Origin of the sequence: Nocardioides sp. REDSEA-S30_B4 (assembly GCF_001627265.1) — a bacterium.
Lineage (GTDB): Bacteria > Actinomycetota > Actinomycetes > Propionibacteriales > Nocardioidaceae > Nocardioides.
In genome coordinates, this window is the sequence record NZ_LUPI01000079.1 from 61970 (window position 1) to 74911 (window position 12942).

Genomic DNA, 12942 nt, shown 5'->3' on the forward strand with positions numbered 1-12942 from the left:
CGAGCGCCAGCGAGGAGCCTCGAGACCCCGGTCGGGATGTCGCTGGTCGAAGGGGTCTCGAGGCTCGGCCGTGGGCCGGCCTCGCACCTCGACCAGCGGTGGGGCTAGTACTGCGTCCGGTCCGCCTTCGCCAGCCACGCGTCGAAGGGGGCGAAGGAGCCCTCGAGCACGAGCGGCGCGACGGGGGTCTCCCACTGCTCGCGCGGGGTGTCGAAGAGGTCGTAGAACGCGCGGTCGTCGAAGCCGCCGCGGGCGGCGTCGTCCCGGTCGGCGGCGAAGGTGACCCGGTCCAGGCGTGCCCACAGCGCGGAGGCCAGGCACAGTGGGCACGGCTCGCACGAGGTGTAGAGGACGCAGCCGGCCAGCGAGAAGTCGCCGATCTCCCGGCACGCGGCACGGATCGCGACGACCTCGGCGTGCGCGGTGGGGTCGAGGTCACGGGTGACCCGGTTCTGCCCGGTGGCGAGCACCTCGCCGTCGCGCACCACGAGCGCCCCGAACGGTCCGCCGCCGGCCGCGACGTTGGCGACCGCCAGGTCGACGGCCTGTTGCAGGAAGTCCTCGTGGGTCTGCGGGGTGCGGGTCAGGGGATCGGGCACGGGTCCTCCTCGGACGTCAGGAGCCGCCAGACCCGGTCGCGGCTCATCGGGAGCTCGCGGGGGCGGCGGCCGGTGGCGTCGCGGACGGCGTTGGCCACGGCGGGGGCGACGGGGTTGTAGGGGGCCTCGCTCATCGACTTCGCGCCGAGCGGCCCGACCGGGTCGACGGTGTCGGCGAAGAGCACCTCGGTGTGCGGCACCTGCCCGATCTGGGGCACGCGGTAGTCGCGGAACGTGCGGGTGGTGACCACACCGTCCTCGAGCCGCACCTCCTCCTGCAGTGCGGACCCGAAGCCCTGGGCCACACCGCCCTCGACCTGGCCGCGCAGCTGCTCGGGGTTGAGCACGACCCCGGCGTCGGCGGCGTGCACGCTGCGCAGCACCCGCACCTCGCCGGTCGGCGGGTGCACCGCCACCCGGACGCCGTGCACGTTGAAGGCCACCGAGCGCGGGGTTCCGTGGTGCTCGCCGGTGCCGACCAGCGGGCGCCGGGTCTCCCCGGCGTCGAGGCGCCGGGCGAGGTCCTGCGCCGCGGCGTGGACCGCCCCGCCGGCGACGCCGGAGCCGGTGGAGCCGTAGGCCCCGGTGTCGTACGCCGCTGCGTCGGTGTCACCGCCGCGGACCCGGATCCGGGCCGGGTCGACGCGGTCCCCGAGGGCCGTGGCGACCAGCTGCGCGTGGACCGTGGCGGACCCGTTGCCGAACTCCGCGCTCCCGACCCCGACCTCGACCGACCCGTCCTCGGTCAGCGTCACGGTGGCGGTGCTGTGGTGCCCGCGCGGCGGGATGGTCGCGATCATGGCGGCGGCCAGCCCCTCGCCGACCAGCCACCCCGAACCCGGCGGCCCGTCCTCTGTGGCGGCCAGCGCCCGCTCGACGAGGTCCAGGCACTGGGGCAGCCCGTCGGTGGCGTGCACGATGTCGTCGACGGCCGGTCCGTTGACGACCAGCTCGTCGCCGGGCACGACCGCGTTGCGGCGCCTGATCTCCGCAGCGCTGAGGCCGACCTCGCGGGCCAGGTCGTCCAGCGCGGACTCGATCGCGAAGATCACCTGCCCCAGGCCGTAGCCGCGGAACGCCCCGGCCGGGACGGTGTGGGTGTACACCGCCTCGGCGTCGACGCGCTTGTTGGCGCAGCGGTAGAGCGCGACCGACTCGTGGCAGCCGTGGAAGAGGACGCCGACGGCGTGGTTGCCGTAGGCGCCGGTGTCGCTGAGCACGTCGAGCCGCATCGCGGTCAGCACCCCGCCGGCGTCGGCCCCGAGCTCCACCTCGACCCGGAACGGGTGCCGACCCGGCACCAGCGTGAACTGCTGCTCCCGGGTCAGCTCCCACTGCACCGGCCGGTGCACGCCGCGCTCGGCCAACCGGAGCACCGCCAGCGCCACGAGGTCCTCGACGAGCATCTCCTGCTTGCCACCGAAGCCGCCGCCGACCCGACCGGTCGACACCCGCACCTGCGACGGCTCCAGCCCCAGCACGTGCGCGAGCTCGTCGCGCACCAGGAACGGCACCTGGCTCGACGAGCGCACCACCAGCCGCCCACCCTCGGCCAGCGGCGCGTCCAGCCAGGCCCGCGCCGCATGGGTCTCCATCGCGGCCTGGTTGACCCGGGCCGTGCGCCAGGTGCCGTGGACGCGGTGGGTGGCGGCGGCGAGCCCAGCGGCTACGTCGCCGACCTCGCCGTGCGTCTGGGCGACCACGTTGCGACCCGGCTCGCTGATGCGGGAGGTGGCGGGATCCTTCTCCCCGTGCACGAGCGGTGCACCGGCCGCGCGGGCGGACTCGGGGTCGTGGACGGCCGGCCTGACGTCGTACTCCACGTGGAGGAGGCGGAGCGCGGCCTCGGCGATGGCCGGGGAGTCGGCGACGACGGCGGCCACGCGCTGCCCGGCGAAGCGGACCACGTCGTCGAGGACGCGGGTGTCGTCGGGGTCGTCGAGCCGGCTGTCGTGGCGCGCGGTCGAGAACAGCACACCGGGGTCGTCGCGATGGGTCAGCACCAGGTGCACCCCGGGCAGCGCCTCCGCCGCTGCGGTGTCGATGCGGGTGATCGCCGCGTGGCTGTGCGGGCTCTGCAGCACCGCGAGGTGGAGCGTGTCGGTGGCGGGGTCAGTGGTGGCGTCCGTGACGGGCAGGTCGAGCGTGTACGCCGCTCGGCCGGTCACCACGTCGACCGCGGCGGGCGGGCGGGTCGACTCCCCGACGGCCGTCTCCGGTGGTCTCGACGCCAGCGACGAGCGGGCGTCGAGACCACCTGGGGGGACCTCGGCCGACTGCTGGGCGATCGCGTCGCGGATGCTGCGGTAGCCGGTGCAGCGGCACAGGTTGCCCTTGAGGTCGCGGTCGGTGCAGGCACCTGTGGAGGCCGTGACCACGAAACCGGCGGTGCAGAAGCCGCACTGGAAGCCCTGCGCCTCGAGGAAGGCCCGTTGGGTGGGGTGCAGGTCGTCCGGGGAGCCGAGCCCGGCGAGCGTGGTGACCTCGGCGTCGGCAGCGCGGACCGCGGGCACCAGGCAGGACTGCCGCGGCTGCCCGTCGACGAGCACGGTGCAGGCGCCGCAGTCGCCGGCGTCGCAGCCCTTCTTCACGTCCAGGTGGCCGGCGGCGCGCAGGTAGGTACGCAGGCACTGACCGGGGGCCGGCGGAGTGTCGGTGGGGGAGCCGTTGACGATCATCCGAGCTCCTCGCGGACCTCGGCGAGGCAGCGGGCGGTCTGTGCCACCCGCCAGTCGCGCGCACCGTGGGCGTCCTCGTGCCAGCAGTCGATCGCCTCGACGCCCTGACCGTCGGCGAGCACGACCGGTCGGGTGGTGGAGCCGGTGACGGTGACCCGGACGCCGTCGGCCGTGCGCAGCCCGATCACGACTCCGGCGGAGCGGCCGAGGTCGGCCAGCGAGAAGCAGCGGTGGGCGACGGGCGCGGCCAGGGACGCGGCGGGGACGTCGAAGCAGCGCACGACCTCGCCGGAGGTGAGCGACGTGGCCGCGTTGCCGACCACGAGGTCCGCGACGGCGACGAGCCGCTCGTCACCGTCGGGGGTCCACACGACGGCCGTCGCGTCGAGCCCGGCCAGCAGCGAGGTCATCGCGCCGGCCGGCAGCCCGAGGCAGACGTTGCCGCCGACGGTGGCGACCGCCTGCACCTTGGGAGACATCAGCAGCGCGTCGGCGCACCACGCGAAGAGGCCGCCGCGCTCACGCAGCACCGCGACCGGACAGGTCGCGGCGATCCGCAGCGAGCCGTCGGGCAGCTGCTCGAGGTCCGGCCAGCCCAGCGTGGTGAGGTCGACGAGGCCGGTGGTGGCCGGCTGCGGCTCGGAGAAGAGCCAGGTGCCGCCGGCGAGCAGGGTCTCGCCGACACCGAGGAGCAGGTCCTCGCGCCGGCGCGCGAGCCGGTGGGAGGAGACGGTCGTGAGGTCCATCAGCCGCCCTCCACCTCGGCCATCCGCTCGTAGGCGCGGCTGATCGCGCGGACCCGCTGCTGCGCGGGGTCGCCGAGGGTGGCCAGCACCCCGTCGGCCAGCACGCTGACCAGGCTCATCGCCGCGGCGTAGGAGTCGAAGGCCAGCGCGCTGGAGACCGGGCACTCCAGCCACAGCGTGGCCGTGCGGGCGTGCTCGATCGCGGTGGGGTCCGCGACCAGCACCACGTCGGCCCCGCTGGCCGCGGCCTCGCGCAGCACGTCGCCGAAGCCGGCCGGGCGGCGCCGGAAGCCGACCACGACCACGGCGTCCCCGGGCCCCACGTCGGCGAGCTCCTCGCCGACGACCTGACCGGGCAGCGGCGCGAGCCGCACGTCGCCGCGGGCGTGGGCCAGCTGCTGGCGCAGGTGCAGCGCCACGGGGTGGCTGTTGCGCCAGCCCACGACGGTCACCCGTCGGGCGGCGGCCAGCAGCGCGACGACCTGCGGGACGACGGGGTGCTCGACCGCGCGGCGTACGACCTCGGCCTCGCGGGCCAGGTGCGTGGGCAGGTCGCCCCAGCTACCGCCGTCGCGGCTACGGGGCTCACCGGTGGAGGTGCGCAGGGTGCGCAGGTGCTCGCGGACCTCGTCGAAGTCGGCGAAGCCCAACGACCGGAAGAGCCTGCTCATCGTCGCCTTGGAGACCCCGGCCAGCTGGGCGAGCTCGGCCGCGCGGTAGGTCGCGAGGTCGTCGAGGTGCTCGAGCAGGGTCGCGGCGGCCTTGCGCTCCTGGGGGGAGAGGTCCATCCGGGTGGCGGCGATCCGCTCCTCGATGCGCAGTTCGGTCATGTCGGGCGAGGTCGGGACGCTCATGCCGGGCTCGATCGCAGGTCGCGGGCGGCGTACGTCGCGGCGGTGGCGCGCACGGCGGCCTCGAACGCGTCCAGGCCGACCTCGACGTCCTCGAGCAGCACCGCCTCGTCGGGGTGGTGGCTGATGCCGTCGTGGCAGCGCAGGAAGAGCATGCCGATGTCGGTGATCCGCGCCATCGCCATGGCGTCGTGCCCGGCGCGGCTCCACAGGCCCAGCGGGTCCTGCTGTCCCGTGGACCCGATGCCGGCGACGACGGCGTCGGTGAGCCACGGCGCGCACGGGGCGGCGGGGGCGCGGTGCCGCTCCTGGGCCTCGAAGCGCAGCCCGCGGGCCTCGCACATCTCCTCGAGCCGCCGCTCCATCCGCGCCCACATCGCGTCGCGCGCCTCGTCGGTGGCCGCGCGCAGGTCGAGGCTGAGGTCGGCGCGACCGGGGATCACGTTGACCGCGCCCGGCTGCACCTCGATGCGGCCGACGGTCGCGATGCAGCCGTCGTGCTCGTCGGCGTCCCCGGACGCGCGCGCCATCCGCTCGATCTCGGTGATCACCTCGGCGGCGCCGACGAGGGCGTCGCGACGGCGGGCGTACGGCGTGCCGCCGGCGTGCCGGGCCTCGCCCACCACCGAGAGGCGGAACCGCCGTGCCCCCGCGATCGTCGTGACGTAGCCCAGCGGCTCGTCGCGGGCCTCGAGGTAGGGGCCCTGCTCGATGTGTGCCTCGAGGTAGCCGACGAGCTCGTGCGGCTGCCGCGCCGCCTCGTGGACCCGGCGTGGGTCCAGACCGAAGTCGAGGAACGCCTGGTGCAGCGTCACCCCGTCGCGGTCGCGCAGGTCCCACCAGTCCTCGAGCCAGTGCCCGGCGACGGCCTGGGAGCCGAGCAGGGCGGTGCCGAAGCGCGAGCCCTCCTCGTCGCTGAAGCCGATCAGCTCCAGGGCGAAGGGGAGCTCGACGTCGTGCAGCCGCTGGGCCACGGCGATCGCCATGACGACCCCCAGCATCCCGTCGTAGGAGCCGGCGTCGGGGACGGTGTCGAGGTGGGAGCCGAGGAGCAGCGCGGGCAGTCCGGGTTCGCGGCCCTCGCGTCGGCCGCACACGTTGCCGGCGGCGTCGACCCAGGTGCGCAGACCGGCGTCGGCCATCCAGCCGGCGACCACCTGGTTGGCCTGGGCGTGCTGGCGGGTCAGGTGGGTGCGCTCGAGGTGGACCGGGTGGGCGGAGTAGCGGGCGAGCTCGTGGCAGCGGTCCAGCACCAGGGCCGCGTCGCTGGAGGTCCCGCCGCTCACGCGTAGACCTCCGACGCAGCGCCGGTGCCGCCGCCGGCGGTGACCGGCACGCCCGCGGCGCGCAGCACCGCCTCGAGCGCGGCGAGGGTGGTGAGCACGGCGTCGCGGCGGGCGTTCCAGCCCATCGTGCCGATCCGCCAGACCCTGCCGTGCAAAGGGCCGAAGGAGGTGCCGATCTCGATGCCGAAGTCCTCCAGCATCGTCGCGCGGGCTGCGTCCCCGTCGACGCCGTCGGGGATGTGCACGGCCACGACGTTGGTCATCTTGTGCTCGACGTCGCCGAAGACCTCCAGGCCCAGGCCGCGCACGCCCTCGAGCATCGCGGTGCCGTGCAGCCGGTGCCGCTCGATCGCCTGGTCCAGGCCCTCCTCGAGCAGCACCTGCGCGCAGGCGCGGGCGCCGTAGAGCATCGTCGTGGCCTCGGTGTGGTGGTTGAGCCGGCGCGGGCCCCAGTAGTCCATGATCTGCGCGAGGTCGAGGTAGTTCGACGCGATCCGGGTGCCGCGCGGCCGGTCGTCGTCGGTGCGCAGCCCGGCCTCGACGTGCTTGCGGCCCTCGATCACCTCCACCGCGCGCGGCCCGATGGTGATCGGGGCGGATCCGGACGGCCCGCCGAGGCACTTCTGCAACCCGGCGCTGGCCACGTCGATGCCCCAGGCGTCGGTCTCGAACGGGTTGCCCCCGAGGCTGGCCGTGGCATCGACGTAGAGCAGCACCCCCTCGCGTCGGCAGATCTCCCCGATGCCCGATAGCGGCTGGCACATGGTGGTCGAGGTGTCGCCCTGGACGGCCGCGACCAGGCGCGGACGCACCCGGCGTACGGCGTCCTCGACCGCCTCGTCGGGCACGACCTCGCCCCACGGCACCTCGACGGTGTGCACCTCCGCGCCGCAGCGCTCGGCGATCTCGACCAGCAGGTGGCCGAAGCGTCCGAGGACCGGCACGAGCACCCGGTCGCCCGGCTCGAGCAGGCTGACCAGCGCGGCCTCGATGCCGGCGCGGGAGGTGCCGTCGACGAGCAGCGTGTGCTCGTTGTCGGTGCGGAAGACCTCGCGGTAGAGCGCCATCGTCTCGTTCATCGCCGCGGTCATCGACGGGTCGAACTGGCCGACGAGCTGCATCGACATCGCCTGCAGCACCCGGGGGTGGGCGTTGATCGGGCCGGGGCCCATCAGCAGCCGCGGCGGCATCGGCGGGCTCGGGCTCGGGCTGGGTGGTGTGGTCATGCTGCTGCCTCCCGAGTGAGCAGACGGCCGGCGGTCGGCTCCTCGCCGCGCAGCCAGGTGTGGGTGACCGAGCCGGCGAGCCGGCGGCCGTCGTAGGCGCTGATCGGGTGCCGGTGGGCGAGGTCGGCGGCGCGCACGTCGAGGGGTGCGGCGGTGTCGAGGACGGTGAGGTCGGCGTCGGCACCGACCGCGATCCGACCCTTGTGCGCCAGCCCGACGAGGTCGGCGGAGGCGGTGGCCATCCAGCGGCTGACCTGTTCGAGCCCGATGCCGCGGGCGGCGGCCTCGTCGGCGACGGCGGTGAAGCCGACCTGCAGCCCGGAGATGCCGCCCCAGGCCTGCTGCAGGTCGCCGTCGCCACGGCCCTTCTCCTCCGGGGTGGAGGGGGAGTGGTCGGAGACGACGCAGTCGATGACACCCTCGACCAGCGCGTCCCACAGGGCGTCGCGGTTGCCGCGGTCGCGGATCGGCGGGCAGCACTTGAACTGCGGGGCGGCGTCGGGCAGTTCCTCCGCGCTGAAGCAGAGGTAGTGCGGGCAGGTCTCGACCGTCACGGGCAGCCCCTCGGCGCGGGCGTCGGCGAGCAGGTCGAGGGCGCGGGCGCTCGAGAGGTGCAGCACGTGCACGCGGCAGCCGGTCGCGCGGGCACCGTCGAGCAGCCGGCGGATCGCGTCGGTCTCGGCGCGGTCGGGGCGGGAGAGCAGGAAGTCGGCGTACGCGCGGCTCGGCGGGTGGGGCGCCTCGTCGAGCACCCGGGCGTCCTCGGCGTGCACGATCATCAGCCCGCCGAAGCCCGCGATCTCGGCCAACGCGGCGTCGAGCTCGTCGGGGCCCAGGGGCGGGAACTCGTCGACGCCCGACGGGGCGAGGAAGCACTTGAACCCGAAGACACCGGCCTCCCACAGCGGCCGCAGGTCGGCGAGGTTGCCGGGCACGGCGCCGCCCCAGAAGCCCACGTCCACGCGCGCCTTCTCGGCCGCCACCTGCTGCTTGAGGCGGAGGTGGTCGACGGAGGTGGTGGGCGGGACGGAGTTCAGCGGCATGTCGATGATCGTGGTGACGCCGCCGCGGGCGGCGGCCGTCGTCGCCGTCGCGAACCCCTCCCACTCGGTGCGGCCGGGCTCGTTGACGTGCACGTGGGTGTCGACGACGCCGGGCAGCAGCCGGGCGGTGTCGGGCAGGTCCACCGCGTCGGGGGCGTCGCGCCCGTCGTCGTACGCCGCCACCTCGGTGATCCGGCCGTCGGCGACGCGCACCGTGGCGGGACGGAGGGCACCGTCGACCAGGACGTGGCGGGCGCGCACGGCCGTGAGGGCCTCGACCACGTGCTCAGTCCTCCCTCATGACCGTGGCCTGGATGAGGCCGTAGGGCCGGTCCGCGGCGAAGAAGACCTCACTGGGGTTGTCGAGGCCGAAGGGCTCGAGGTCGACGAGGAAGTGGTGCTTGTTCGGGCAGCTGAGGTCGATCGAGGTGACCGCGTCGTGGGCCTCGAGGACCGCGCTGCCCATCGCGTAGATCGTCTGCTGCAGCGCGAGGCTGTGGTGGCCGGTGAAGGTGTCGAGCAGCGTGCGGGTGATGCTCGCGTGCAGCGCGTCCCAGTCGTGGTCGGTGCCGGCGTAGGTCCAGGTCGCGGTGAGGCTGGTGGCGAGGATGCGGTCGTCGGTCTCGACCAGGGTGGTGTAGCGGTCGCGCGGGAAGCCGTGGAACTCGGAGTCGGTGGACTTCAGGATCGTGCAGTCGCTGACCCCGGCGGTGACGCTGGTGCCGTCCGCGCCCCGCTCGACGCGGGCCGTGCGGGTGCTGGTGCCGTCGCGGAGGAACGCGTGGTCACCGAGGCGCCCCCAGGTGTGGGACAACGCGGTCATCTCCGCGCCCGTGACCTGGTCGAAGCCGTCGACGAAGTGGTCGGCCAGCCGCAGCAGGAAGGCCTCGGGGGAGTCGATGCCGTCGCGGGCGAAGGCGTAGACGGTGTTCTTCTGGGTGTCGGTGGCGACGACCAGGCTGTTGTCGCCGTCGAGGTGGCAGGCCTCGAAGTCACCGCGCAGCTGGGTGGTGACGGTGAGGTCCTCGACGGTGTGCGCGTCCTGGTCGCGGTTGACCCGGACCAGGTGGCACTCCGCCTTGCCGTACTGGTTGGGTCCGAGCACGATCCGGCTCATCTCTCAGCTCCCGCGGTAGGTCGAGTAGGCGAACGGGCTCAGCAGCAGCGGCACGTGGTGGTGCGCTCGGGCGGCGTTGGCGACGAAGGTCAGCACGACCTCGGGGAAGAATTCGCTGACCCCGGCGGTGTCGAAGCGCAGCGTCGTCGGGCCCTCGACCCCGGTCTCGAAGCGGGCGCGGCCGTCGGCGTCGGTGACCTGCTCCTCGGTGGCGCCGCTCAGCGTGTGCAGGGTGACGGTGACACCGGCCGCGGGCTCGCCCCGGGCGGTGTCGAGCACGTGGGTGGACAGGCTGCTCATCGGTCCTCCTCGACCAGGTCCTCGAGCCGCAGCATCGCGATCTCGGTGAGCTGCTGCTTGGTGACGGCCAGCTCCGTGGCGTCGTCGTGGGTCAGGCGCTGCTCGAGCAGCTCGAGCATCTCGGCCGCGGAGCGGCCGGCGGCGCGGACGAGGTAGATCCGGTCGAACCGCTCCTCGTAGCGACGGTTCGCCTCCACGAACGCCTCCCGATCGGCGTCGGTCACACCGGCCTGCTCGCGGGCGGAGGTCGCCGCGGTCGAGCCGGTGCCGCGCTCGCCGATGCGGGGGTGGTCGGCCAGCGCGTGGTCGAGCTCGGCGTCGGACCAGGTGGCCAGGAGGTGGGCGGTGTCGAGCAGGGTCCGGCGGTCGGCGTACGGCCGGCGGACCAGGAGGGCGGCGACCCACCGCTCCACGTCGGCGCAGCCGCGCAGCGCACGCGCGGCCTCTGGCGCCTCCATGGCGTTGAGCTCCCCGAGCCGCACCGCACCCTCCCTCGCCGGACCCCGGCCCCTCGTGGGGCCGGCCCTCCTAGGGTGAAACTAGTGCTCCGATGTTAAGCGCGTCTGGAACTCGTGTTTCAGCCCCATTTCGTCCCCTCGCTCGGCGAGGAGGAGGTCAGCCCAGGGAGACGGCGAGGTCGAGCAGGGCACGGTCGCGGCCGGGGGCGGCGACCAGGCTGACGCCGCAGGGCAGGCCGGCCCGGGTGGCCAGCGGGAGCGAGACGGCGGGGGCGCCGGCGAGACCGGCCACGCAGGTCAGCCGCATGGTGGCGTCGCGCACCGCCTGGAGGCCCTGGCCGAGCAGCGGGGCGACCGAGGAGGACGACGGCAGCACGAGGACCCGGTCGCCGATGAGGTCGTGCAGCCGGGCGCGGGCGGAGACGACGGCGTCGTACGCCGCGTCCGCGTCGGCCTTGTCGATCGAGGCGGCGTGGCGGAAGCGGGTGCGGACGTCGGCACCGAGGGTGTCGAGGCGGTCGGCGAGCCAGCCGCCGCGCACGGCCCAGGCCTCCCACGCCTGCCAGGTCTGGAAGGCCTGCAGCCACGAGGTCAGCTCCCCCAGCGGCCAGCCCTCGCGCACGATGAGGCCCTGGTCGGCGACCCACGCCTCGACGGCCGAGCGGACGTCGGGCTCGGCAAGCGCGAGGAGCTCGGGGACGACGACGAGGTCGGTGCCACCGCTGACGCTGTCGGGCGGCAGCAGCACGTCGCCGACCTCGCGCAGAAGCGCGGCTGAGCGGGTCAGCCAGCCGACGGTGTCGAAGGTGGGGGAGAGGGCCAGGACGCCGTTCATCGGCAGCGAGCCGTGGGTGGTGCGGATGCCGGTCAGGCCCTGGTACGCCGCCGGCACCCTGATCGAGCCACCCGTGTCGGTCCCGAGGCCGATCGTGGCGTGCCCGAGGGAGACGGCGGACGCGGAGCCCGACGACGAGCCGCCGGGGACCCGTCGCGGGGCGCGGGGGTTGGGCGGTGCGCCGAAGTGCGCGTTGGTGCCGGCCAGGGAGTAGGCGAACTCGTCGGTGCGGGCGATGCCGCGCAGCGAGGCGCCGGCCTCGACGAGGGTGTCGGCGACCGTCGCGTCGGAGCGCTCGACGGGGGCGGCGGCCTCCCAGGTGGGGTTGCCGGCGCCGACCTTCTGCCCGGCGACGGCGAAGAGGTCCTTGACCGCGACGCTCTCGCCGACCAGCGGACCGGCCGGGGCGCCGGGCACGAGCGGGTCGCCGACGACCCGCCAGATCCGGGTGTCGAGGGCGGGGGCGGGCACCGAGACGTGGGCGGCGGTGACCTTCCAGCCGCCGCAGAAGTCGTCGTCGGTGCGGGCCCAGAGCTGGGTCTGCTGGCCGCGCCCGCCGCGGGCGAGCTCGGTCACCGCGACCACGAGAGCGTGGTCGGGGTCGGTGACCTGGACGTGGGTCTGCACCAGCCGGCGGGCCGGCGCACCGCCACGGCCGGAGCGGAAGGCGGCGATCTGGTCGTGACCGACGAGCAGGCCGTCGGCGTCGCCGCGCAGGGTCGTCGTGGCGGGCGCGAAGAGCCGGTCGAGGACCTCGACGTCGTCGCTCATGAGCGCCTGCTCGTAGGTGCGGAAGGCTTCGACCAGGCCCGGCGGCACCGGCAGGGACGGTCCGCTCATGGTCTCGACGCCCGCTCGCTTGCGCTCGCTGCTCGACCATCGAGGGCCGCGAAGTCGCTCTTCCGGATGCGCGCGTGCACGCCCTTGACCACGTCCACCACCTGGGAGATCTCGAAGTCGGTCGCCGCGGAGAGGTAGGCGTAGGCCATCCGCGGGTCCATGCCGTAGCGCGCGACCAGCAGGGTGATCGCGTGCCGGACGCACTGCTGCACCGCGAGGTCGAGGTCCTCGTCGAGCCCGGTGGGGACGAGGTGGTCGACGGTCTCGGCGAGCGGGGAGACGACCTGGCCGAACTGCGCCACCGCGTCGGCCGCGGGCACGACGTCGAGCCGGACGGTCGCGCGCAGCGAGGCCTCGAGCGCGGTCAGCGCGACCTCGCCGTCGCCCTGCGCGAAGTGCGGGTCGCCGGCGTAGAAGAGGGCGTCCTCGACCTGCACCGGCAGGTAGAGCGTGGCGCTCGCGGTCAGCAGCGAGATGTCGAGGTTGCCGCCGTGGGGCCCAGGCGGCACCGAGTGCGGCCGCTGGTCGCCGGCCACCGCGACCCCGAGGATGCCGAGGAACGGCGCCATCGGGAAGCGGACGACCGGCCCGTCCCCGATCGGGCCGGGGACCAGGCCCATCTCCGCGTGCGTGCCGTCGTCGGCGACGCGGGCGAAGGCGGAGAAGACGTCGCCCTCGAGCGGGTACTCCCCGGGCAGGGCCCCGCGTCCGTGCCGGTTGGACACCACGCCGTACGGCACCCGCGGCGCGGTCTCGAGCAGCGTGATCGCGAGCAGGTCGCCGGGCCGTGCGCCGGTCGAGGGTGACCTCGTCACCCGGCTCGACCCGCAGCACCGGCGCGTCGGTGGCGCAGGGGAGGCGTCCCCACAGGACGTTCTCGACCGTGGAGGGCAGATAGGCCCCGCGGATCGGGCCGGTGCCGATCTCCAGAGGGTCCATGCCAGAACCCTAGGGGGACGTGAC

Annotated in this window: 12 protein-coding genes; all 12 read right to left on the reverse strand. The window is 74.6% G+C overall.

From position 1 onward, the window contains the following. Window positions 1–104 precede the first annotated feature (104 nt). Window positions 105–599 carry a nucleoside deaminase gene (locus A6R01_RS14535; RefSeq protein ID WP_292607221.1) on the reverse strand — a complete coding sequence of 165 codons (495 nt, stop codon included), beginning with the start codon at window positions 597–599 and terminating at the stop codon, window positions 105–107. Continuing rightward, window positions 584–3277: a molybdopterin cofactor-binding domain-containing protein gene (locus A6R01_RS14540; RefSeq protein WP_292607224.1), complete on the reverse strand. Its 2694-nt coding sequence runs from the start codon at window positions 3275–3277 to the stop codon at window positions 584–586. The genes A6R01_RS14535 and A6R01_RS14540 overlap by 16 nt, the downstream gene beginning before the upstream one ends. Further along, window positions 3274–4023, reverse strand: coding sequence for an FAD binding domain-containing protein (locus tag A6R01_RS14545; RefSeq protein WP_292607227.1), 750 nt, complete (start codon window positions 4021–4023; stop codon window positions 3274–3276). Before A6R01_RS14545 ends, A6R01_RS14540 begins: the two co-directional genes overlap by 4 nt. Beyond that, complete coding sequence (locus A6R01_RS14550; protein ID WP_292607229.1) at window positions 4023–4877, reverse strand: MurR/RpiR family transcriptional regulator; 855 nt, start codon at window positions 4875–4877, stop codon at window positions 4023–4025. The genes A6R01_RS14545 and A6R01_RS14550 overlap by 1 nt, the downstream gene beginning before the upstream one ends. Continuing rightward, window positions 4874–6160: an allantoate amidohydrolase gene (locus A6R01_RS14555; RefSeq protein WP_292607231.1), complete on the reverse strand. Its 1287-nt coding sequence runs from the start codon at window positions 6158–6160 to the stop codon at window positions 4874–4876. Before A6R01_RS14555 ends, A6R01_RS14550 begins: the two co-directional genes overlap by 4 nt. Beyond that, window positions 6157–7386, reverse strand: a complete 1230-nt coding sequence (locus tag A6R01_RS14560; RefSeq protein ID WP_292607233.1) for an alanine--glyoxylate aminotransferase family protein — start codon at window positions 7384–7386, stop codon at window positions 6157–6159. The genes A6R01_RS14555 and A6R01_RS14560 overlap by 4 nt, the downstream gene beginning before the upstream one ends. Next, window positions 7383–8711: an allantoinase AllB gene (allB, locus tag A6R01_RS14565; protein WP_292607237.1), complete on the reverse strand. Its 1329-nt coding sequence runs from the start codon at window positions 8709–8711 to the stop codon at window positions 7383–7385. The genes A6R01_RS14560 and allB overlap by 4 nt, the downstream gene beginning before the upstream one ends. Window positions 8712–8715: 4 nt before the next feature. After that, window positions 8716–9534, reverse strand: a complete 819-nt coding sequence (pucL, locus tag A6R01_RS14570; protein WP_292607240.1) for a factor-independent urate hydroxylase — start codon at window positions 9532–9534, stop codon at window positions 8716–8718. Between the two features lie 15 nt (window positions 9535–9549). Next, window positions 9550–9846 carry a hydroxyisourate hydrolase gene (locus A6R01_RS14575; protein ID WP_292607243.1) on the reverse strand — a complete coding sequence of 99 codons (297 nt, stop codon included), beginning with the start codon at window positions 9844–9846 and terminating at the stop codon, window positions 9550–9552. Continuing rightward, entirely contained in the window at window positions 9843–10328 is a 486-nt protein-coding gene (gene uraD / locus A6R01_RS14580) for a 2-oxo-4-hydroxy-4-carboxy-5-ureidoimidazoline decarboxylase (protein ID WP_292607246.1), read from the reverse strand. Before uraD ends, A6R01_RS14575 begins: the two co-directional genes overlap by 4 nt. Window positions 10329–10461: 133 nt before the next feature. After that, window positions 10462–11979: an AtzH-like domain-containing protein gene (locus A6R01_RS14585; protein WP_292607248.1), complete on the reverse strand. Its 1518-nt coding sequence runs from the start codon at window positions 11977–11979 to the stop codon at window positions 10462–10464. Next, window positions 11976–12794: an acetamidase/formamidase family protein gene (locus A6R01_RS14590; protein WP_292607251.1), complete on the reverse strand. Its 819-nt coding sequence runs from the start codon at window positions 12792–12794 to the stop codon at window positions 11976–11978. The genes A6R01_RS14585 and A6R01_RS14590 overlap by 4 nt, the downstream gene beginning before the upstream one ends. Between the last annotated feature and the right edge of the window lie 148 nt (window positions 12795–12942).